Annotated in this window: 18 protein-coding genes and 2 pseudogenes; 12 read left to right on the top strand and 8 right to left on the bottom strand. The window is 72.4% G+C overall.

The window, feature by feature from the left end:
* Window positions 1-248: 248 nt before the first annotated feature.
* Window positions 249-1127: a LysR substrate-binding domain-containing protein gene (locus ACIPXB_RS16895; RefSeq protein ID WP_401450080.1), complete on the top strand. Its 879-nt coding sequence runs from the start codon at window positions 249-251 to the stop codon at window positions 1125-1127.
* Window positions 1128-1223: 96 nt separating this feature from the next.
* On the opposite strand, the gene ACIPXB_RS16890 is transcribed toward ACIPXB_RS16895, so the two are convergent.
* Both ACIPXB_RS16890 and ACIPXB_RS16885 read right to left on the bottom strand, forming a co-directional pair.
* The gene (locus ACIPXB_RS16890) at window positions 1224-1637 is read right to left on the bottom strand and encodes a VOC family protein (protein WP_401450077.1); all 414 of its coding nucleotides are present in this window, start codon (window positions 1635-1637) and stop codon (window positions 1224-1226) included.
* A 49-nt stretch (window positions 1638-1686) separates the two neighbouring features.
* Complete coding sequence (locus ACIPXB_RS16885) at window positions 1687-2364, bottom strand: hypothetical protein (RefSeq protein ID WP_401450075.1); 678 nt, start codon at window positions 2362-2364, stop codon at window positions 1687-1689.
* A 331-nt stretch (window positions 2365-2695) separates the two neighbouring features.
* Between ACIPXB_RS16885 and ACIPXB_RS16880 the strand changes: the two genes are divergently transcribed.
* On the top strand, window positions 2696-4528 hold the full coding sequence (locus ACIPXB_RS16880) for an AMP-dependent synthetase/ligase (RefSeq protein WP_401450072.1): 1833 nt from the start codon (window positions 2696-2698) through the stop codon (window positions 4526-4528).
* Between the two features lie 645 nt (window positions 4529-5173).
* On the opposite strand, the gene ACIPXB_RS16875 is transcribed toward ACIPXB_RS16880, so the two are convergent.
* From ACIPXB_RS16875 to ACIPXB_RS16860, 4 genes and pseudogenes are all read right to left on the bottom strand, one after another.
* Window positions 5174-5404, bottom strand: coding sequence for a hypothetical protein (locus tag ACIPXB_RS16875; RefSeq protein WP_401450070.1), 231 nt, complete (start codon window positions 5402-5404; stop codon window positions 5174-5176).
* A 61-nt stretch (window positions 5405-5465) separates the two neighbouring features.
* Window positions 5466-5546: pseudogene (locus ACIPXB_RS16870) on the bottom strand (transposase); the annotation flags it as partial.
* Between the two features lie 490 nt (window positions 5547-6036).
* Window positions 6037-6930, bottom strand: a complete 894-nt coding sequence (locus tag ACIPXB_RS16865; RefSeq protein ID WP_401450068.1) for a hypothetical protein — start codon at window positions 6928-6930, stop codon at window positions 6037-6039.
* A 1-nt stretch (window position 6931) separates the two neighbouring features.
* On the bottom strand, window positions 6932-7327 hold the full coding sequence (locus ACIPXB_RS16860) for a peptidase inhibitor family I36 protein (RefSeq protein ID WP_401450065.1): 396 nt from the start codon (window positions 7325-7327) through the stop codon (window positions 6932-6934).
* Window positions 7328-7845: 518 nt separating this feature from the next.
* On the opposite strand from ACIPXB_RS16860, the gene ACIPXB_RS16855 reads away from it, so the two are divergent.
* From ACIPXB_RS16855 to ACIPXB_RS16820, 8 genes and pseudogenes are all read left to right on the top strand, one after another.
* Window positions 7846-8115, top strand: coding sequence for a hypothetical protein (locus ACIPXB_RS16855; protein ID WP_401450063.1), 270 nt, complete (start codon window positions 7846-7848; stop codon window positions 8113-8115).
* A gap of 96 nt (window positions 8116-8211) precedes the next feature.
* Window positions 8212-9157, top strand: a pseudogene (locus tag ACIPXB_RS16850) (IS256 family transposase); the annotation flags it as partial.
* Between the two features lie 233 nt (window positions 9158-9390).
* The gene (locus ACIPXB_RS16845; RefSeq protein WP_401450060.1) at window positions 9391-9666 is read left to right on the top strand and encodes a hypothetical protein; all 276 of its coding nucleotides are present in this window, start codon (window positions 9391-9393) and stop codon (window positions 9664-9666) included.
* 177 nt (window positions 9667-9843) lie between these two features.
* On the top strand, window positions 9844-11121 hold the full coding sequence (locus tag ACIPXB_RS16840; protein ID WP_401450058.1) for an ABC transporter substrate-binding protein: 1278 nt from the start codon (window positions 9844-9846) through the stop codon (window positions 11119-11121).
* Between the two features lie 22 nt (window positions 11122-11143).
* Window positions 11144-14053 (top strand): ATP-binding cassette domain-containing protein, encoded by a 2910-nt coding sequence (locus ACIPXB_RS16835; protein WP_401450055.1) that lies wholly within the window; start codon window positions 11144-11146, stop codon window positions 14051-14053.
* Window positions 14054-14136: 83 nt separating this feature from the next.
* Entirely contained in the window at window positions 14137-14868 is a 732-nt protein-coding gene (locus ACIPXB_RS16830) for an ABC transporter ATP-binding protein (RefSeq protein ID WP_401450053.1), read from the top strand.
* Between the two features lie 136 nt (window positions 14869-15004).
* A complete protein-coding gene (locus ACIPXB_RS16825) occupies window positions 15005-15853 on the top strand; it encodes an aldo/keto reductase (RefSeq protein WP_401450050.1) in 849 nt (282 codons plus the stop codon).
* Window positions 15854-15870: 17 nt separating this feature from the next.
* Complete coding sequence (locus tag ACIPXB_RS16820; RefSeq protein ID WP_401450047.1) at window positions 15871-16326, top strand: RICIN domain-containing protein; 456 nt, start codon at window positions 15871-15873, stop codon at window positions 16324-16326.
* Window positions 16327-17243: 917 nt separating this feature from the next.
* Here ACIPXB_RS16820 and ACIPXB_RS16815 read toward each other — a convergent pair.
* Window positions 17244-17546, bottom strand: a complete 303-nt coding sequence (locus ACIPXB_RS16815) for a 4a-hydroxytetrahydrobiopterin dehydratase (RefSeq protein ID WP_401450045.1) — start codon at window positions 17544-17546, stop codon at window positions 17244-17246.
* A gap of 174 nt (window positions 17547-17720) precedes the next feature.
* On the opposite strand from ACIPXB_RS16815, the gene ACIPXB_RS16810 reads away from it, so the two are divergent.
* A complete protein-coding gene (locus tag ACIPXB_RS16810; RefSeq protein WP_401450042.1) occupies window positions 17721-19625 on the top strand; it encodes an FAD-dependent oxidoreductase in 1905 nt (634 codons plus the stop codon).
* A gap of 85 nt (window positions 19626-19710) precedes the next feature.
* On the top strand, window positions 19711-20508 hold the full coding sequence (locus ACIPXB_RS16805; protein ID WP_401450040.1) for a helix-turn-helix domain-containing protein: 798 nt from the start codon (window positions 19711-19713) through the stop codon (window positions 20506-20508).
* On the opposite strand, the gene ACIPXB_RS16800 is transcribed toward ACIPXB_RS16805, so the two are convergent.
* Complete coding sequence (locus tag ACIPXB_RS16800) at window positions 20494-20913, bottom strand: hypothetical protein (protein ID WP_401450037.1); 420 nt, start codon at window positions 20911-20913, stop codon at window positions 20494-20496. The two genes, ACIPXB_RS16805 and ACIPXB_RS16800, sit on opposite strands and share 15 nt — an antisense overlap.
* Window positions 20914-21040 lie beyond the last annotated feature (127 nt).

Below are 21040 nucleotides of genomic sequence, written 5' to 3'. Positions count from 1 at the left end.
GTGCGCGCCGGGCCGGGTGTGCGCGCCGGTTCGGGTATGCGCGCCGGGCCGGGTGTGCGCGCCGGGCCGGGTGTGCGCGGGCGGCTGGGCATGGTGCGGTGCTCACTTGCTGTCGAGGGCGGTGGGGTGGCGTCCCTTCGGTACCCCGTGCCCCGTGCCATGGTGGCCCACGCGCCCGTGATCGGGAAACCCGTACACCACTCTGACTGTCATCACGTATCGCGATGACGGGCGCTAGGCTGGCCCGTATGTACGATCCCGTCCAGCTGCGGACGTTTCTCACGGTCGCCCAGACGCTCAGTTTCACGCAGGCCGCCGGGCGGCTCGGCGTACGGCAGTCGACGGTGAGCCAGCACGTACGGCGGCTGGAGGAGGCGACCGGGCGACCGCTGTTCGTACGGGACACCCACAGCGTGGAGCTGACCGAGGACGGTGAGGCGCTGCTCGGTTTCGCGCGGACCATCCTGGAGGCGCACGAGCGGGCCGCGGCCTTCTTCACCGGGACGCGGCTGCGGGGGCGGCTGAGGTTCGGGGCCTCGGAGGACTTCGTCCTGACCCGGCTGCCGGAGATCCTCGAATCCTTCCGCCACCAGCACCCCGAGGTGGACCTGGAGCTGTCGGTGGAACTGTCGGGCACCCTGCACGAACGGCTGGACGCGGGGCGGCTGGACCTGGTGCTGGCCAAGCGGCGCGGCCCGGGCGACGAGCGGGGCCGGCTGGTGTGGCGGGACCGGATGGTGTGGATCGGGGCGGAGGGGCTGCGGGTGGATCCCGACCGTCCGGTTCCGCTGATCGTCTTCCCGCCGCCCGGGATCACCCGGGCCCGCGCGCTGGAGGTGCTGGAGCGCGAGGGGCGGGCGTGGCGGATCGCGTGTACGAGCGGCAGCCTGAGCGGGCTGATCGCGGCGGCCCGTGCCGGACTCGGCGTCATGGCGCACACCCGCGGCCTGATCCCGCCGGGGCTGGTCCGGGTGGGCGGACTGCCGGAGCTGGGGCCGGTGGAGTTCGCGCTGCTCCAGGGACGCACCGCCGAGCGGGCCGCGGGGGGACGCACCACGTCGGCGGCGGCCGAGGCGCTGGCGGCGGCCATCCTGTCGGGCGGCGACCGCCTCAGCCGCCCGGCATGACGCGTCCGGCGGGGCCGGCCCGGCGGGACCGCCTGGCAGGACCGCCTGGCGAGACCGCCTGGCGGAACCGCCTGGCGGAACCGCCTGGCGGAAACCCTACGCGTCGGGCGTGGGCCAGCTGGGGCCCTGATCGGTCCAGACGACACCCTTGTTGCGGCAGAGGCAGAAGGGGTGGCCGATGGGGTCGGTGTAGACGCGGAAGCCGTAGCCGTTGGGCCCGACGCAGTCCCGCTGCAGGGTCGCGCCGAGGGCCAGGACGCGGCGCTGTTCGGCCTCGATGTCGTCGACTTCGAAGTCGAGGTGGAACTGCTTGGGGTGCTCGCTGTCGGGCCACTGCGGGGCGCGGTAGTCCTCCACCTGGATGAAGGCCAGTTCGATGTCGCCGAACCGGATACCGGCCCAGTGCTCGTTGCTGCTCTCCTTGACCGGGAGCCCCGTGACCTCGGAGTAGAAGGCTGCCAGCTTCATCGTGTCCGGGCAGTCGATGATGAAGTCGGTGAGTCGTAGCATCCGGCGATCTTGTCACAAGATCAAATGACCCGGAAGCGTGAGACGGGCTCTAGCCGTGGGGGCGGATCTCGCGGGGGCGCGGGATGACGTCGATGGGGATGTCGCCGGTGTACGCGGAGATGCCCGCGGGCAGGCAGTTCTCCTCGCGGACGGTGGCCAGGCCGTCGCAGTGCTCGGCCCGCAGCTCGACGAAGACGGTCGTGGTGTGCGTACCGAGGCCCAGGGCCTTCAGGGGCGGCGAGACGATGCCGGAGGACGGCAGGCCGTCGGGCGTGGTGAAGCCGGTGCGCAGCACCTGCTTCTTGGGGTAGGTCAGGCTGCGCTCGTGCGGCGTGCCGATGTCGTGGACGTAGGTGACGCTGACGAACTTGGCGTTGAAGTCGTCGATCGGGTTGCTCCGGTCCGGTCGGTAGCCGGCCGGGTAGCGCGCGCCGCGGGCTTTGGCGGCGGTCGACCATTCCGGGACCACGCGGACCCAGTCCGCCTTGTTGAAGGCGGTCCGGCAGGCGGCGGGGCCGATGATCCGCTGGGTGACCCGGTAGCGCTTGTTGAGGTCGGCGCCGTCGGGGCCCAGGCAGTGCGGGACGACCGGCTTGGTCTCGTGGTCGGTGGCCGCGGTGTTCGGGAGGTACGGGGCGCGCGGGGTGGCCGCCGCGGACGTGGCTCCCAGGGTCGCGGCCAGCAGCAGGGACGGGACGACGACGGCGAGGACGCGGGATCGTTTCACCGGGCGACCACCTCTCGTATGCGGTGTCGGCGCGTGCGGGCCTCGCCAGCGGACCACGAAGGGCGGCCGCGGTGGCGGCGACATTCCTGCGGGGAGGGCCGGACGGCGGACCGGATCACACGGGCGGACGCCCCGGCGCCCGTCCCCATGAAGCGGCGGTGCACGGCTCGCGCAGATCCGGTGGAGATCGGCGGGGCCCCGCCCCCACGGCCCTGACCAGTGGTGATGGCTTCGCAACGGATCTCCCGACAGCCTCCCGCCGGGCCCTCCCGTGCTGTACGTTCGCGGCGCTGTACGGAACGTGGTTGTTCCTGGAGGGAGGAGCCGGCCCTTGCGCGAGTTCACCGTCCCGCCCGTCGTCGCGGCCACCCCGGTGGGTGGTCTGGCCGACGTCGTGTTCCAGCATGCCCGGCAGGATCCGGACCGGGTGGTGCTCGGCCGCAAGTCCGGTGAGGCGTGGCGGGACGTGACGTCCGGTCAGCTGTGCGCGGAGGTGCTGGCGCTCGCGAAGGGCCTGCTGGCGCAGGGGGTGGGGTTCGGGGAACGGGTCGCGGTGATGGCCCGTACCCGGTACGAGTGGACGCTGTTCGACTTCGCGCTGTGGGCGATCGGGGCGCAGCCCGTACCGGTCTATCCGTCCTCCTCGGCCGAGCAGGTGTACTGGATCCTGCACGACTCCGGCTGCGTGGCGTGCCTGGTGGAGGACGAGGACCAGGCGATGACGGTCGGCTCGGTCGTCGACCGGCTGCCGCACCTGCGCCGGCTGTGGCAGCTCGACGCCGGGGCCGTGGAGCAGCTGGAGGCGGATGGGCGGGTGGTCTCGGAGGACGTCGTGCACCGCCACCGGAGCGCCGTCACCCCGGACGCGGTGGCGACCGTGATCTACACGTCGGGGACCACGGGGCGCCCGAAGGGCTGCGTGCTGACGCACGGCAACTTCATGTACGAGACGGACACGATGGTGCGGCGGTGGGAGTCGGTCTTCCAGGCCGGCCCGGGCGAGACGCCCTCCACGCTCCTCTTCCTCCCCCTCGCACACGTCTTCGGCCGGATGGTGGAGGTCGCGGCGGTCCGTGCGCGGGTCAAGCTGGGGCACCAGCCGGTGCTGGCGGCGGCGGAACTGCTGCCCGACCTGGCGGCGTTCCGGCCGACGTTCGTGCTCGGGGTGCCGTACGTCTTCGAGAAGGTGCTGGCGGCGGCGCGCCGCAAGGCGGAGACGGAGGGGCGCACGGGTCCCTTCGACCGGGCGGTGGAGACGGCCGTGCGGTACGCGGAGGCGCGCGAGCAGAAGGCGTTCGGGACGGGGCCGGGGCCGTCGGCGGGGCTGCGGATGGAGCACCAGCTGTTCGAGAAGCTGGTGTACGGCAAGGTGCGCGAGGCGATGGGCGGGCGGGTGCGGCACGCGATGTCGGGCGGGTCGGCGATGTCGCGGCGGCTCGGGCTGTTCTTCGAGGGTGCCGGGATCACGGTCTTCGAGGGCTACGGGCTGACGGAGTCGTGCGCGGCGGCCACCGCGAACCCGCCGGGCGCCACGAAGTACGGCACGGTGGGCCGCCCGATCCCGGGCAGCACCGTCCACATCGCCGAGGACGGGGAGGTGTGGCTGCACGGGCCGCACGTCTTCTCCGGCTACCTCAACGACCCGCGGGCGAGCGAGGCGGTGCTGCGCGACGGCTGGCTGGCCACGGGCGACCTGGGGCGGCTGGACGAGGACGGCTACCTGACGATCACGGGCCGGAAGAAGGACATCCTGGTCACGTCGAACGGCAAGAGCGTCTGCCCGGGCCCCCTGGAGGAGCACGTCCGCTGCCACCCGCTGGTCTCGCAGTGCGTCCTGGTCGGCAACGACCGCCCGTACGTCGCGGCCCTGATCACCCTGGACCTGGAGGGCGTGGCCCACTGGCTCTCGATGCGCGGCCGGCCCCAGATGTCGGCGTCCCAGCTGGTCGACGACCCGGACCTGACGGCGGAGGTCCGCCGCGCGGTGGTGGCGGCGAACACCCTGGTCTCCCAGGCCGAGTCGATCCGCACGTTCCGCGTCCTGGCGGACCAGTTCACGGAGGAACGCGGCCTGCTGACCCCGTCGCTGAAGCTGAAGCGCCGGGCGATAGAGAAGGCGTACGGGGCGGAGGTGTCGGAGCTGTACAGGATGGCGGGGCGGTGACCCCCGGCGGCGCAGCACCGGCATCCACCATCCACGCCGGCGTCCGAGCCCCTATGCAGCACCTCGCGGCGAAACCCTCAGCCAGGCGGGTCACGGCGCGGCGTAGGGCGGCGGGCCCGACGCTACTGAGCGCCCCCCTGATTTGCAGTACGCGCTCACCGACGTGCCAACGAACGCCCCCAGGGCCCCGCTGCAATGTCTCTGCAGCGGGGCCCTGGGAACAGCTCAGGCAGCAACCACCTGATCAGTGTTTCAACGGCGCAACCCACATCGTCCGTCCGCTCCCTCTCAGTGTCGGATTGCGTTGTGGCAAAGGGAGTGCCTGTTCGATGAGCAGGGGCTTCTTCGTGTGCGGGGCATGCTCGCGGCGGGGTGGGGCAGGCAGCGGACGGCTTGTTGTGGATCGAGGAGGGTGCGTTGCCGTCGGTGCTGTGTGGGGGCCGGGCATGGGTGAGGAGGTGCTCAGCGGCCTGTATCGGGAGGTGTTCGCCGCGGTGGTGGCCGCTTCGGGGCCGGTGAACGGGGTGGCGCTGACGCGGGCGGTGGGCCGGGAAGCGGAGATCAAGAACGAGGTGGAGAAGATCCGGCACCGTGCCTATGTGCTGGAGAAGCGGGGCTGGCTGGTGCGGGCGAGGGACGGACGGTTCATGCCCGCGCCCGGAGCAGTCGCCCGGGACGCTTCTCCGGCCAGCGCGGAGCGTCCCCGGCCAGGCGCCGGGACAGCCTGATCACGGCGGACCACCACACCATCTGGGCGTGGTGGTCGGGGCGGCGTTCGTGGGCGCGGTTGAGGCGGCGGGAGCGGGAGAGCCAGCTCAGTGTGCGCTCCACCACCCACCTGCGGGCCAGGACGACGAAGCCGCGCTGCCCGTCCAAGCGGCCAGTACGGGAAGTCGGCCGGCAGGGCCATCCACTTCACGCTGTGGTCGACGAGGTAGCGCACAGCGTCGAGCATCTCGCGGTGGCAGTACGTCTCCGGGCGTCCGCCGCGCTCGAGGAGCCAGGCCGGCACGGGCATCGCGGAGCGGACCTCGGCCCGCTCCGCATCCGTCATGTCACTCGGATAGCGGTTTGCCCGCCTCCCCGGAGCGATCGAACCGAACCGGTGCACGCAGCAGTCACACCCAGGGGTGACCGCAGTGGAGGCAGCCACAGTGGTACTGCTCAACTGATCGGGCAACGGGCTTCCTTGGTCGTGCTGGGTGTCGTAACCGTGTCACTACCAAGGGGCCCGTTCCCTCATGTCAGCAGCCGCACCCGAACCTCAGTCCAGACGGTCACCTGCTGCCGCTCGAACAAGATCCGGTTTGCCACAGCGCACTGAAACCCATGAGTAGTATCTGGCTGGCCAAACGGTTCGCCGACTGACCGTGCGCCCTCACCGCGGGCCTGTGGCGCCCCGGGCCGCCTGTTCCCCGGCCTGATGTTCGGCGCGGGCGCGTTCGTCGTCGCTCAGGGCCCGCTGGCTGGCCTTGGTTCCGTTTTCCTATCCCGTTCGCCAGGGGCGGTCAGCGGGATAGGGTCTTGCTGCGTTGCTCGGCCTTGGTGAACAGGCCGGACAGCCGGGTCATCTCCGCACGTTGCTGCGGCTCGATGGTGCGTGCGAACTCCCGCCGCAGCTGCAGCCCGGTCTTGGAGAGCTCCACCTGCTGGTCGCAGCCCATGTCCCGTACTGCAATGGTGATCTCCTTCTCGCGGCGCTGGTCCAGCGGCTCGGTTGAGCCCTCGTATGCCCTTCTCAGGGCCGGGGGGATGCTGGACGGCGAGTCGTAGCTGTACCCGTACTGGCTCATACACGTCCGCCAGCGCCCGAGCGCGGCTTGGTAGCGCTGGTCGGAGGTCGCCTTCTTGAACAGACCGAGGCTGATCTCCTGCGGTACGTACGTGATCCGTGCCCAGGTGTCGAGGTCGCCGTACACGGAGGCATGGGCTTTCGCCGCGCAGCCTTGCTTCGGGTACCAGTAGACGATTGCGCCCGGGGCGGTCAGCTTGGCGAGTTCGGTGCGCGGCCCGAGCAGGGTTTCGCGCAGTCGCGGATGATCGCTGTCGCCAGCCTGCCCATTCTGTCCGTCGGACGGCTTGGCCTCCGACAGAGCGTACCCATGCTGCCGGACCCAGTCGGCGCTGACCCCGCCGCCCTGGTCGGGGTCCGGGTTGGGCCGGTCGACACTGCCCTTCCACGGGATCCCGGCGTCCCGCATGCACTTCTCGGTCAGCGCCAGGTCGACCAGCGCCACCTGGTACAGCCGAGCCGGGTAGCCCCCGGTGTTGGTGACCATGTCCACAGTGCTCTGGTCGAGGTGGTCAGGTACCCGCGCACCCTCCGGCTGCGAGCAGCCGCAGCCGGAGAGCAGGCCGGCCATCAACACCAACAGGGTGGCTTTGACGGTGGCGGAACACATGTCAGTGACTGCACCAGTACATCGACTCGAAGTCGTCATTCCAGGTCCCGCCGCCCGGCTTCGGGTCGAGCGACAGGTTCTGACGGATGCTGCCCAGCCCCTCGGCCATGATCTGGCCGGAGTACCACGTGCCGGTGGCGAAGTGGGCGGTGCAGTTGTTGCCGTTGTTGAACGAGGACGAGGCCTTGTTGTGGATAAAGGAAGGGAAGGTCGGGTTGTTGTACTGGCCCTGCCACCGCGACCCGCTCCAGTTCGCGTTGACCCACAGACAGGCGTACCCCCTCGGGCAGTCGCTCGTGCCGGCCACGATGGCGGCGATTTCGGCGGCGTTGGGATCGGCCTGGGCCACCGGTGTGTAGAAGGCGCCTGCCATGGCCAGGGCCGCGGCCCCTGTCATGGCTATCTTGGATCGTACGTTTCTGACCACTCTGATCTCCTTTGCGATGACGATTCCTGACGTGGAAATCACGCAGGTGAGCCCAAGACGACAACGACATTCGCATCAGCCCGAATAGGGCTGGTCAGAGCGCCCCTCACCCGTGGAGGAGGTGACCGGGGCCGGACGCAGCCTGCCAGGGCTCGAGCACGCGCGACAGAGGAATCTATTGATCCGCATACATTTCACGGAATCGGATCTTGCCCGGGCCAGGATGGCGTCCGCCCCCGATCCGCTGTGGGAGATCACGCTCAGCCTGAACCGCCTCCAGACCCGCAAAGAGCACTGGGCCTACGCCGGAGGAAGGGCTACCCTGGTCAACGCCCTGCACGAATACCACGCCGCAGCCGGCGCCCCGCACACCGAGGACATCACCAGCCGCCTTGAAAGTCAGCGCGCCCTGCGGTCTCGGGCCTTGCTCAACGGTGGAATCGACGGAGGCTCACAGCCTCGCCCCCGCCATGAGTTGACGGCCGCCCATGCTGGAACTCCTGCACCACACCAGCACCACGGACGTCCATCTGGACGGACGGGGCCTGACCCTGATCCCGTCCTACTTCTGCTGGCACAGCGCCGTCACCTTCACCGACCCTCAGTTGCCACGGGTACTCGTCTACCCCCTGCTGCACCCACAGGCCCACACGCCCTCTTCCCCCAAGACACGACCAGCCCTCGACAAACTGATCGGACGCAGCCGCACCCGGATCCTGGGGTTGCGTCCTGGGAAGTGGTGTACGGGTTCGACCTGATCCGGGGGTTTGCTCCGGCGTCAGGGTGAGGCCCGCATAGACGAACGGCCACCGGATGATCTTCGAAGTGTCGAAGCCTCGAAGGAGATCAGCACGATGACCGCACCAGACAGTCTGCCCCTGCACGCCCTCGCCGAGAACAACCTCACCGCGGCGAGTCCCGATCTGCTGCGCGCGATGATCAAGACGTTCGCCGATGCGCTCATGCCCGCCGAGGCCGACGCGCTCTGCAACGCCGAGTACGGGCAGGTCAGCGACGAACGCGTCAACCACCGCAACGGATACCGCCCGCGCGAGTGGGACACCCGCGCCGGAACCGTCGAGCTCGCCGTCCCCAAGCTGCGGCAGGGCAGCCACTTCCCGCACTGGCTCCTCGAACGCCGCCGCCGGGCCGAACAGGCCCTGATCTCGGTGGTCGCCACCGCCTACCTCCTCGGTGTCTCCACCCGCCGGGTCGAGGAACTCGCCGAGTCCCTCGGCGTCACCCAGCTGTCGGAATCCCAGGTCAGCGCCATGGCCAAGCACCTGGACGAGCAGGTCGCAGCCTTCCGCAACCGGCCGCTCGACGCCGGCCCGTACTCGTTCGTCCGGGTCGACGCGCTGACCCAGAAGGTCCGCGAAGGCGGCCGGATCGTCAACGTCCACGCGCTGATCGCGGTCGGCGCATCCTCGGCCTGGACGTCGAGACCGCCGAAGACGGCGCGGGCTGGCTCGCCTTCCTGCGCTCGCTGATCGCCCGCGGCCTCACCGGCGTCCAGCTCGTCGTCTCCGACGCCCACGCCGGCCTCGTGGACGCGATCGGCGCCACCCTGCCCGGCGCGTCCTGGCAAAGGTGCCGCACCCACTACGCGAGGAATCTGCTGAGCCAGGTCCCGAAATCGGCCCAGCCCTGGGTGGCGACGCCGCTGCGGACGGTCTTCGAACAGCCCGACACCGACGCGGTGACGGCCCAGATGCGGCACGTCCTGGACGCGCTGGAGGCCAAGTCCCCAAAGCGGCCACCCACTTGGGTGCCGGTACCGATGGGCACTGTGCGTTCACGGTCGACCACGTCGCCCCCGCCAGCCCTTACGTCACCTCCGCCCACTTCCCGCCCCGGGCCCGGACGGCTCGCAATGGAGTGAGGAGATCCTGGGCACCCCCGGCCAGTGGATCGAGTTCTACGGCAACGGCACCAAGGCCGAGGACATCAGGGAGTACCAGTGGTCCCTGAACCGCCCCACCTTCGACAAGAAGGCACGGCCCTGGGACGCCGACCACGGTTCCGCCGAGATCATGCCGGACAACGCCGGACCCAACGTTCTGTACGTACGGACCGTCGACAAGGCCGGCAATCCTTCCCAGCCCGCCGCCCATCCCTTCTACGTCCGCCCCAGGGCCGGCATGGACAAGCCCGGTGACGCAACAGGCGACGGCATCCCCGACATCTGGGCCGTCAGCGGCAACGGCAACGGCAGCCAGTACTTGACGAGGGGCGGAACCAGCTCCGTCGGCCAGGCGGCCGGCTCCGACGAGGATGATCGCTGGAACACCTTCAAAGCCATCGGGTGAGATGGCGACGCGGCATGAAGGCGCCCGGTCGGCTGTGGTCGGCCGGGCGTCGGCATGTGAGGGGTGGGAGGTTGAGTTTCGGTTGGCTGACGGTTCGTCATTTTGGTTGGCGTTGATATTGACGATGCGTCAGGTCGCGCTCAGAATGCGGGGATTCCGACCCTAGGGGGATCTCCCATGCCGCGTTCGATCCGTACGGTGGCCGCCGCCGTGGCCGTGTTCGCGCTGGTGTCCGGGTGCAACTCGGCCTCTTCCGGGGGATCTTCCGGCGGCTCTTCCGGGAAGGGCGGGGGTGGGGGCGGGGACGTGCGGGGGGTGTCCGCTGCCTCGATCAAGGTCGGGGGGATCGTGTCGATGACCAGCGCCAGTGGGTACAGCAAGAAGGACACCGACCTCGGGGCCAAGGCGCGGTATCTGCGGGCCAATGCCGAGGGCGGGATCCACGGGCGGAAGATCGAGTACCTCGGGGCCGAGGACGACGGGCAGGATCCCGGGAAGAACCTCGCGGCCGCGCGCAAGCTCGTGCAGCAGGACAAGGTGTTCGCCGTGGCGCCGATGAGCTCCGTCACGTTCTCCGGCGCCGACTTCCTGGAGCAGGAGAAGGTGCCGACCTTCGGGTGGGGGACGCTGCCCTCGTTCTGCGGGCCCCAGTACATCTACGGGTTCAACGGATGCCTGGTGCCCAGCCCCGGCGGGACGATCAACCAGACCTGGCCCGAGGGCATCGCCACCGTTCTGGGCGGGGCCCAGGGCAAGTCGGTGGCGGTCATCGCCAACGACAGCGACGCCGGGAAGTTCGGCATCCGCACCTTCTCGCAGGGCTTCGCGGCGGCCGGGTTCGAGGTCGCGTACGCCAAGCCGTCCGTACCGGGCACGGCCGTGCCCAGCGACTGGTCGGCGTACGTGAAGGAGATCCTCAGCAGCAACGACGGGAAGGCGCCCGACGCGGTGGTGTCCGTGATGCAGACGCCGGCCAACATCGGCCTGTTCACCGCGCTGAAGCGGGCGGGGTACAAGGGGCTGTTGTCCGACCCCACCGACTACGACCCCGGGCTGCTCGCCAAGGACGCCACCAAGCAGGCGCTGGACGGGGTGCACGTGCTGCTGCAGTTCATGCCGTTCGAGTCCACCGATCCGAAGATGGAGCAGTTCAAGGCCGATATCCGGGCGGCGGCGGGTGGGGAGGTGGTTCCGCTGAACATGCACATGTTGACCGGGTACATGTCCGCCGATCTGTTCGTCTCCATCGCGCGGACCGCCGGCAAGGACCTGACGGTGGAGTCCTTCCAGGCCGCCGCGCAGGGCTTCTCCGACACCGGCACGCTGGTCGGCGACCGGGCGCTGCCCAAGGGGCAGAAGGACAGCTTCGGCTGCGGGGCGCTCGTCCAGCTGAGGAACGGGGCGTACGAGGTCTCCGTCCCGTTCAAGTGCCACCAGCCCATTCCCTTCAAGTAGGGGACGAAAAGGGCGGGTTGACATGGGGGATCTGCTGGTCTTCGTGCTGAGCGGGCTGGTGTCCGGGGCCCTGTACGCGCTGCTCGCCACCGGGCTGGTGCTGTCGTACTCGGCGTCCGGGCTGTTCAACTTCGCGCACGGCGCGACCGCGTACGTCTGTGCCCTCACCTTCTACGAGCTGCACTCGGGGCTGGGCTGGCCGGCGGTGCCCGCGGCGCTGCTGGTCGTCTGCGTGCTGGCGCCGGGGCTCGGGTGGGCGCTGGACCGGCTGATGTTCCGCAAGCTGGCACGGGTCGGCGAGACGGCGCAGATCGTGGCGACCATCGGTCTGCTGGTCGCGCTGCCGGCCGCCGGACTGTGGGCGGTGGAGCTGCTGGCGGAGGCGGGGGCGCCGGTCAAGCCGGCGGAGAACCAGTTCGGGCTGCCGGGGGTGGGGCCGAGTCCCGCGAAGTCCTGGCAGCTGGCGGAGGGCGTCGGCGTCGACTCCGACCAGCTGATCACGTGGGTGGTGACGGCGGTGGTGGCGGTGGCCCTGTGGGTGCTGCTGCGGCACACCCGGCTGGGACTGCAACTGCGGGCCGCCGTCGACAACCGCTCGCTGACCGAGCTGCGCGGGATCAGCGCCGACCGGCTGTCGTCGCTGGCGTGGATGATCGCCTCGGGGCTGGCCGGGCTCGCGGGGGTGCTGGCGACGCCGCTGCTGGGGCTGTCCGCGCACGACTTCACGCTGTTCCTGTTCGTGTCGGCGACGGCGGCGGTGATCGGGCGGTTCGCCTCCGTGCCGCTGGCGTTCGCCGGCGGGCTGGGGCTGGGGGTGCTGCAGAACCTGGTGGCCGGGTACGCGTCGTTCGCCGAGGGGATCACCGGCTTCCGTACGGCGGTGCCGTTCCTGATCCTGTTCGGGGGGCTGCTGGTGCTCACGCGGCGGGCACGTACGGCAGGGACGGCGGCCTCGGACCCGCCGCCGCTCGATCACCTGGCGGGCGCGTCGTGGGGACGGCGGTGGGGCTGGTGGGCCGGGGCGGCGGTGGCGGTGTGCGTGGCGCTGTACACGGTCACGACCCCGTTCTGGAGCGGGCTGCTCGCGCAGGGGCTGGCGATCTCGCTGGTCTTCCTGTCCTTCACGGTGGTGACCGGGCTGGGCGCGATGGTCTCGCTGGCGCAGGCGACGTTCGTGACGGGCGCGGCGCTGGTGGCCGGGCTGCTGATGAGCCGGGGCTGGCCGTTCGTGGCGGCGCTCGTGGTCGGTACGTGCGCTGCCGCGCTGCTGGGGGCGCTGGTGGCGCTGCCGGCGCTGCGGCTGGGCGGGCGGTCGCTGGCGCTCGCCACGCTGGCGCTGGCGTTCCTGGCGGACCAGGTGCTGTTCCAGATGCGGTGGCTGCGCAACGGGGACGCGGGGTGGGCGGTGCCGCGGCCGGTCTTCGGTCCGGTGGACCTGTCCGACGACCGGGCGATGGGGGTCGCGATGGTCGTCCTCGTCGCGGCGGTCTCGGCGGGGCTGACGCGCTTGCGGAACTCGCCGGCGGGGCGGGCGATGCTCGCGGTCCGCTCGGCGCCGGCGGCGGCGATGGCGTCGGGGGTGTCGGTCGTCCGGACGAAGCTGGTGCTGTTCACGGTGTCGGCGGGGCTGGCGGGGTTCGGGGGTGTGCTGTACGCGTCGTACAACACGCGGATCACGGCGACCGACTTCACGGCGATGACGGGGCTGGTGTGGCTGGCGGTGGTCGTGGCGGCGGGGGTACGGCGGCCGCAGTACGCGGTGGTGGCGGGGCTGGTGTTCGCGCTGGCGCCGCGGGTGATGGCGGACTACGTGACGTCGTCGGCGCATCTGCCGGTGATCTTGTTCGGGTTGGCGGGGCTGGCGCTGGCCAATGATCCGGACGGGTATTGCGCGGCGGGCTCCTTGCGGAGGGCTCGGCGGGCGGCCGGCGGCGAGCGGTCCCGGGGGACCGCACCGCCCCGGGGCGCTGCCCCGGACCCGGCGCCTCAAACGCCGGCGGGGCTGGAGGTGGGGGCGGCGGCCCTGGCCGGTGGGCCGGCGGAGCCGAACGGGGCGCGGGCGGACGGGGACCGGCAGCCGAGCGGGGACGCCGCACCGCCCCGGGGCTCCGCCCCGAACCCCGCGCCTCAAACGCCGGCGGGGCTGGAGATGGGGCCGGTGGCCCTGACAGGTCGGCCGCCGGGGACGGAGATGGGGCCGGCGGGGCTGGAAAAGGGGGCGGTCGGTGGGGGTGTGGGAGACGTGCGGTTGGAGTTGCGGGGGGTGGGGGCCGGGTACGACGGGGGGATGGTGCTGCACGGTGTCGATCTCGCCGTGCGGGCCGGGGAGATCCTGGCCGTCCTCGGGCCCAACGGGGCCGGGAAGAGCACCGCGTGCCGGGTCGCCGCCGGGCTGGTGCCCGTGAGCCGCGGCCGCGTGTACGTCGGCGGGCGCGACGCCACCCGGGACGGTCCCGTACGGCGCGCGCGGGCGGGGTTGCTGCTCGCGCCCGAGGGGCGGGGGATCTTCCCCTCCCTCACCATCGACGAGAACCTCGCCCTCCAGCTGCGCGACCCGCACGCCCGCGACGCCGTGTACGAACGCTTCCCACGGCTGCGCGAGCGCCGTACCGTCGCCGCCGGCTCGCTGTCCGGCGGCGAACAGCAGATGCTCGCCCTCGCCCCGCTCGTCCAGCGCCCACCCGCCGTCCTGATCGCCGACGAGCCCTCGCTCGGCCTCGCGCCGCGCGTCGTCGACGAGGTGTACGCCCTGCTGGCCGAGTTGCGGGCGGCGGGTACCGCGCTGCTCCTCGTCGAGGAGAAAGCCGCCGAGATCCTCGGTGTCGCCGACACCGTCGCCTACCTCGCCGAGGGCCGGGTCGCCTGGTGCGGCCCGCGCGCCGAGGTGGACACGGGCCGGCTCACCGAGGCCTACCTGGGGATGGCCACGTGAGCGAGGGGTACGGGCGCGGGAGTGTGGAGACATCCGGGTCCTGGGAGAGGGGTGGGGGCGGGGCAGCGGACGGGGGCGGGTATGTGCTGGAGGCTCGGGACGTCGGCGTCCGGTTCGGTGGGGTCCGGGCCCTGACCGACGTCTCCCTCGGCGTCCGGCCCGGCGAGATCTGCGGGCTCATCGGGCCGAACGGCGCCGGGAAGACCACGCTGTTCGACGTCCTGTCCGGCATCCGCCGCCCCGACCAGGGCCGGCTGCTGCTCGACGGCGCCGACATCACCCGCCGCTCCCCCGTCTGGCGGGCCCGGCACGGGATGCGCCGGACCTTCCAGCGGCAGCAGCTCTTCGGCCAGCTCAGCGTGGCCGACAACCTGCTCGTCGCCCAGGAGTGGCGGGGTGGACTCCGGGGCCGCCGGCACCAGGAGCGGGTCCGGCGGGAGCGCGCCGGGCAGGTCCTGGCCGACTGCGGGCTCGACGCGCTGGCCGCCGCGTACGCCGGTGGCCTGCCCGTCGGCCGGGCCCGCATGGTCGAACTGGCCCGCGCCGTCGCCGACCCGCCCCGCGTGCTGCTGCTCGACGAGCCGGCGTCCGGCATGTCCGCGACCGAGCGCGCGCAGCTGGCGGCGGTCGTACGGCGGCTCGCGCGCGAGGAGGGGTGCGCGGTGCTGCTCGTCGAGCACAACGTGGCCTTCGTGATGGAACTGTGCGCACGGGTCGTCGTCCTGGACCTGGGCACCGTGCTCGCCGAGGGCGCGGCTGCCGACGTACGGGCGAACCCGCTCGTCCGGGAGGCGTACCTGGGCGGCGCCGCGTGAGATCACGGCCGCCGACGGCGGGAATAGGGTCCCCGGGTGTCCGGTTGTCGCCCGTCGTACGGCACCCCGTACGACAGTTCGTACGGCGCTCCGTACGACGTTCCGCCGACGACGCGACATGAGGAAACGACCCCACGTGAACCAGGTCCCCACTCTCCCCCTCAACAACGGCACCCGCATGCCCCAGCTCGGCTTCGGCGTCTGGCAGATCCCGGACGCCGAGGCCGAGCGGTCGGTCGCGAGCGCGCTCGAGGCCGGCTACCGCAGCATCGACACCGCCGCGGTCTACGGCAACGAGGCGGGCACCGGCCGCGCGCTGGCCGCCGCCGGGGTGCCGCGCGAGGAGCTGTTCGTCACCACCAAGCTGTGGAACGGCCCGTCGGAGACCTGGGGCCGGGACAACGTGCTGCGCGAGTTCGACGCCTCGCTCGCCAAGCTGGGCCTGGACCGGATCGACCTGTACCTCATCCACTGGCCGCGCCCGATGCGCGACGACTTCCTCACCATCTGGAAGACGTTCGAGGAGATCGCCGCGAGCGGCCGCGCCAAGGCCGTCGGCGTGTCGAACTTCCGTGCCGCCGACCTGGAGCGGCTGACCGCCGAGAGCCCGCTGGTCCCGGCGGTCAACCAGATCGAGCTGCACCCGCTGTTCCCGCAGGCCGAGCTGCGCGCGCTGCACGCGAAGCTCGGCATCGCGACCGAGGCCTGGTCGCCGCTGGGGCAGGGCAAGGAGCTGCTGACGCTGCCCGAGGTCGCGGCGGTGGCGCACAAGCACGGGCGTTCGGCGGCGCAGGTGGTGCTGCGCTGGCACGTGCAGCACGGCATCATCGCCATCCCGAAGTCGGTGACGCCGTCGCGGATCCGGGAGAACCTGGACGTCTTCGGCTTCGAGCTGGACGCGGACGACCTGGCGGCGCTGGACGCGCTCGGCGCGTCGGGCGCGGGCCGCCGGATCGGCCCGGACCCGGCCCACTTCGACGTCTGAGGGGCGGGGGCGCACGCGTGGGCGGGAAGTCGGGGGCGGGGACCTACCTCGTACGGCATGTGGCGGACGGTCTGGTGCTGGAGGTGGACGCCTCGGGGCGGCGGGGCGGGGGCAGCGGTACGCGGGTCCGGGTCGGCCCGGAGGGCCCGCCGGCGCTGCCGGACGCGCAGCGGTGGGAGATCGTGCCGGTGCACAGCGGCGGTGCGGTCTTCCACGTCGTGAACGTGCACAGCGGCAAACGGCTCGACGTCGCGAACGCCTCGACGGATCCGGGCACCCGGATCCAGCTGTGGAAGGCGAACGGTTTCGGCGCGCAGGAGTGGCTGGTCGAGGAACACCTCGATCAGCCGGGCGTGGTGTCGCTGATCGCGTGCATCAGCGGGCTGCCGCTGGATGTGGACGCGGAGGGGTACGCCCGCCAGGAGGAGGAGACGGACTCCCCGTCCCAGTGGTGGCGCCTGGAACCGGCCTGACGGCGGGGCGGGGCGGGGCGGGGCGTAGGGGCGGGGCGCCGGAACGGTGCGGGGCGGGGCGGGGCGCCCGAACGGTGCGGGGCGGGGCGCCCGTGCGGCTGCGCGCGACGCGGAACGGCCGGCCCGTACGGCCGCGGGCGGCCCGGAGCGGCCGGCCCCTACGGCCGCCGGCGGCCCGGGACAACCGGCCCATAAGGCCGCGCGCGGCACGGGACAACCGGCCGCCGCACGGCCACGGGCGGCACGGAACAGCCGGCCCCTACGGCCGCCGGCGACGCGGAACAGCCGGCCCGCACGGCCGCCGGTGGGACGGGCCCGGTGGCCCGGCTGCCCTGCGCCGCCCGGCGCCCGGGCTCCGGTCCTGGCCCCGCCCGGGGACCGTAGCCCCGCACCGTGTCCCCCGCGCCGCATCGCCCGGCCCGGCCCACGTCCCCCGGCGCACGTCTCGCGCCCTCGTCGCCCGGCGCGTCACGCGCCCCCGTCGCCTGCGCGGGCCGGTCCCGCCGGTCGCGGCGAGCGGCCGGGGCGGCTGGGGCGGCCGGGACGGGAGAGCAGCCAGGGCGGGAGCGCAGCCAGGGCAGGAGCGCAGCCGGGAGGGGAGGGCGGCCCGGGCGTCCACGGCGTCGGCGCGCAGCGGCAGCCGGGTGCCCGACGCCCGTACGACCGCCGTGCCCCGCCGGGCGGCCATCGCGGCCCATCCCGGCCGAGGCGTCCACGCCGAGCACCCGCAGCCGCGGGCGGGCGGCGGCCAGCCGGGGGGTGACGATGCCCGTGCCGCAGCCGAGGTCCAGCAGGGTGCGGGTGGCCGCCGGGAGCAGGCCGAGGACGGCCGCGGCCGCCGCCGCGCGCGGCGTCGTACGCGGCGGCCTCCGCGTCGTGGTCGACCAGCGGGGCCGGCAGCGGACCGCGTATCGGCATCAGCGCGCGCCGTGCGCCGGAGCGATGCTCTCGACCCGCTGGGCGAGTTCGAAGTCGGTGTCGGTCACGGCGTCGCCCGCGCTGTGGGTGTTCACCGACATCCGGACCGTGTTGTACCCGAGCGTCAGGTTCGAGTGGTGGTTCAACTCCTCCTGTACCGAGGCGATGTGGACGACCAGTGCGCTGGCCGCGACATGCCCGCCCAGCCGGTAGGTCCGGACGATGCGGTCGTCCTCGAAGGCCCAGCCCGGCAGTTCCCGCAACCGGTCCTCGATCTCCTTCTGCGACAGCGGCTCACTCATCTGCGGCTCCTTCCCCGTGACGTGCTGTCAAGGTTCCCACAGCACAGCCCTGGGGGAGCGTTTCGCGCCATAGTGCGGGCGGGCGGGTCCTTCCGCGCCTTCCGTGACCACGGTGGCACCCCTATGCTCCTGCGCCGGATGCGAAGGTTACCGGCGGTAAGAAGGGGACCGGGCATGACGGGCAGCGACATCAGCACGGACCATGACGGCAGCGGCAACGGCAGCGGCAACGGGCCCGGCATCGAGGCCGCGAGGGGCAGGGCCGCGGGCGGCTCCCGGCGTACGTTCCTCGCCGGCGCCGCGGCGGCGGTCGGCGCGGCGGGCGCCACCGGCACGCCGGCCGCCGCGACCCCGACCGCAGCCGCCACCGCGGCCCCGGCCCCGGCCGCTTCGGCCGCTGCCGCTTCGGCCGCTGCCGCGCCCCGCCACGTCGCCGTCCTCGGCGGCGGCGTCGCCGGGCTGACCGCCGCGCACGAGCTCGCCGAGCGCGGCTACCGGGTCACCGTGTACGAGCGCCGCGCCCTGGGCGGCAAGGCGCGCAGCATGGACGTACCCGGCAGTGCCCGCGGCGGCCGCCGGCCGCTCCCCGCCGAGCACGGCTTCCGCTTCATCCCCGGGATCTACCACAACCTGCCCGACACGATGCGGCGCATCCCCTTCCCCGGCAACGCACGCGGCGTATGGGACAACCTGGTCGCCCCGCCCGAGATGATGTTCGCCCGCGCGGGCGGCCGCGAGGAGCTGCGCGCGCCGATCCCGTGGCCCGGCCACACCGGCGCCGGCCTCACGCTCGACGAGGTCCGCCGGATGATCAGCGGGTTCCTGCAGACCCTGGTCCGGCTCCCGCTCCACGAGAGCGCCTACTTCCTGGACCGCGTCGCCGTCTTCCTGACCAGCTGCGACGAGCGCCGCGACCAGGTCTGGGAGCACACCCCCTGGTGGGACTTCGTGCGCGCCGCGCAGATGTCGTCCGAATACCAGCGCATCCTCGCCGTCGGCGTCACCCGCAACATCGTGGCGACCAAGGCCGAGGAGGCCTCCACACGTACGGTCGGCGCGCTCGGCGAGGCCTTCGTCTTCAACGCGCTCGGCCGCGGCGCCGACGGCCCGCCGGACCGGATCCTGAACCTGCCCACCAACGAGGCCTGGATCGACCCCTGGGAGGCCCATCTGCGCTCGCTCGGCGTGGAGTTCCGGATCGGCTGGACCGTACGGGAGGTGCTGTACGGCGGCGGCCGGGTCACCGGGGTCGCCGTCGAGGACGAGGCGGGCGGCCGCCGCACGGTCACCGCCGACCACTACGTCAGCGCGATGCCCGTCGAGCACGCCCGCCGTACCTGGGGGCCGGGGCTGCGGGCCGCCGACCCGATGCTGGCGCGCTGCGACCGGCTCCGGACGGACTGGATGACGGGCATTCAGTTCTACCTGACCGAACGCGCCCCGCTCGTCCACGGACACGTCAACTGCATCGACTCACCGTGGTCCTTGACGGCCATTCAACAGGCCGAGCACTGGCCGGCCCGCGACTTCCCCGCCGACTACGGCGACGGCGCCGCCGTCGACTGCCTCTCGGTGGACATCTCCGAGTGGGACAAGCCGGGGATCCTGTACGGCAAGACGGCCAGGCAGTGCACCCGCGACGAGGTGGCCCGCGAGGTGTGGGCGCAGCTGAAGGCCTCGCTCAACGACACCGGCCGTACGCTGCTGCGCGACGGGGCACTGCACTCGTGGTTCCTGGATCCCGGCGTGGACGGCCTGGGTACGCCGAACCCCACCAACCAGGACGAGCTGCTGATCCACCCGGTCGGTACGTTCCACAACCGACCGAGCGCCCGGACCGCGGTCCCCAACTTCTACCTGAGCGGGGACTACGTCGCGGTCGACATCGACCTGGCGACGATGGAGGGCGCGAACGCCTCGGCCCGCGCCGCCGTCAACGCCCTGCTGGACCGGGACGGTTCAGCGGCCGCGCGGTGCACGGTGACGGGGATGTACCGGGCCCCGGAGATCGAGGCCCTGCGCCGGCACGACCGGTGGCGCCACCGGCTCGGCCTGCGCAACGTCTTCGACGTCGGCTGACGGCTCTGCGGCGGGCGGGCGACGCGGGCGTGCGGGCGGGCGACGCCGGCGACCGGACGCGGGCGGCTCGGCTACCGTCGTACGCATGACGACCACGACGTCCGTCGGCAGCCTGCTCCGCACCTGGCGGGAGCGGCGCGGCATCAGCCAGCTGGAGCTGGCGGGCCGCGCCGACTCCTCCTCCCGGCACATCAGCTTCATCGAGACCGGCCGTTCCCGCCCCAGCGAGGAGATGGTGCTGCGGCTGGCCGACCGCCTCGACGTACCGGTGCGCGAGCGCAACGCCCTGCTGCTGGCGGCCGGCTACGCCCCGGTCTACGCGCAGACCCCGCTCGACGACCCCTCGATGGGGACGCTGCGCGAGGGCCTGGAGCGGCTGCTGACCGGCTACGAGCCGTACCCGGCGCTGATCGTGGACGGCACCTATCACGTGATCGCCGCCAACCGGGGCATCCTGATGCTGCTGGACGGGCTGCCCGAGCACCTGCTGGTGCCGCCGCTGAACGCGATGCGGATCACGCTGCACCCCGAGGGCCTGGCCCCGAGGATCGTCAACTTCAAGGAGTGGCGCGGACATCTGCTGGCCCAGATGGAACGGCAGATCGCGCTGGCCCGCTCCGAGCCGCTGCGCGCCCTGTACGAGGAGGTCGCGGCGTACCCGGTCCCGGTCCCGGACCGTCCGGGCGACGCCGAACCGGCCGAACCGGTGCCGTACTTCGCGCTGCCGCTGGTGATCGAGCACGACGGGCAGGTGCTGTCGTTCGTGTCGTCGATCTCCACGTTCAACACGCCGATGGACGTGACCGTCGCCGAGCTGGCCATCGAGACGATGCTCCCGGCCGACCCGGCGACGGTGAAGTACCTGCGCTCACTCGGAGGCTGACGACCGCAGCGCGAGCTGCTGCAGCACGGCGAACATCGCGACGGTGAGGGCCTGCGCCGGGATCCACACCGTCCCGGCGGTGGTCGGCTCGAACCAGGCCACGAGGGCGACCAGACTGGCCACGGCCCAGACGTAGTTGATCTCGACCACGGCCGTGACCGCGCCGCCGGCGGGCCGCTGCCGCGAGGCCAGCCAGCCGACCGCGGCGCCGTACGCGACGAGCAGCAGGCCGAGGTCCAGCAGCAGCCCCTGCCCGATCCCGAGCAGCCGCCCGAGCGGCGCCGAGAAGGCGACGTAGGCGAGCCCGTTGGCGGTGGTGACGACGGAGTCGAGGGCGAGGAACCGCCGCAGCGCGACCTGCGGCCGGTCGGTACGGGCGATGCTGCCGAGCAGGGTTGCGGACATGACGGATCAGCCTCCATCGAGGGTCGGGCGCGGAAGGGGATTCGGGTACCGGCCCCCGGAGGACGAGTGCGCGCCCTCCGGGACCCGATACCCCTACCTTGCCGCCGCCCCGCTACCTGGTCGATTA

Origin of the sequence: Streptomyces sp. NPDC090022 (genome assembly GCF_044748145.1) — a bacterium.
Lineage (GTDB): Bacteria > Actinomycetota > Actinomycetes > Streptomycetales > Streptomycetaceae > Streptomyces.
The sequence above is the reverse complement of the archived record's forward strand: the minus strand, read 5'-3'. Positions and strand labels throughout refer to the sequence as shown.

Bases quoted from the DNA above. Each gene is read 5' to 3' on its own strand.
- ACIPXB_RS16815 (WP_401450045.1), bottom strand. From the start codon at position 17,546: ATGAGTGAGCCGCTGTCGCAGAAGGAGATCGAGGACCGGTTGCGGGAA.
- ACIPXB_RS16810 (WP_401450042.1), top strand. From the start codon at position 17,721: ATGACGGGCAGCGACATCAGCACGGACCATGACGGCAGCGGCAACGGC.
- ACIPXB_RS16860 (WP_401450065.1), bottom strand. From the start codon at position 7,327: ATGACAGGGGCCGCGGCCCTGGCCATGGCAGGCGCCTTCTACACACCG.
- ACIPXB_RS16865 (WP_401450068.1), bottom strand. From the start codon at position 6,930: ATGTGTTCCGCCACCGTCAAAGCCACCCTGTTGGTGTTGATGGCCGGC.
- ACIPXB_RS16840 (WP_401450058.1), top strand. From the start codon at position 9,844: ATGCCGCGTTCGATCCGTACGGTGGCCGCCGCCGTGGCCGTGTTCGCG.
- ACIPXB_RS16800 (WP_401450037.1), bottom strand. From the start codon at position 20,913: ATGTCCGCAACCCTGCTCGGCAGCATCGCCCGTACCGACCGGCCGCAG.
- ACIPXB_RS16890 (WP_401450077.1), bottom strand. From the start codon at position 1,637: ATGCTACGACTCACCGACTTCATCATCGACTGCCCGGACACGATGAAG.
- ACIPXB_RS16855 (WP_401450063.1), top strand. From the start codon at position 7,846: ATGCTGGAACTCCTGCACCACACCAGCACCACGGACGTCCATCTGGAC.
- ACIPXB_RS16895 (WP_401450080.1), top strand. From the start codon at position 249: ATGTACGATCCCGTCCAGCTGCGGACGTTTCTCACGGTCGCCCAGACG.
- ACIPXB_RS16845 (WP_401450060.1), top strand. From the start codon at position 9,391: ATGCCGGACAACGCCGGACCCAACGTTCTGTACGTACGGACCGTCGAC.
- ACIPXB_RS16805 (WP_401450040.1), top strand. From the start codon at position 19,711: ATGACGACCACGACGTCCGTCGGCAGCCTGCTCCGCACCTGGCGGGAG.
- ACIPXB_RS16835 (WP_401450055.1), top strand. From the start codon at position 11,144: ATGGGGGATCTGCTGGTCTTCGTGCTGAGCGGGCTGGTGTCCGGGGCC.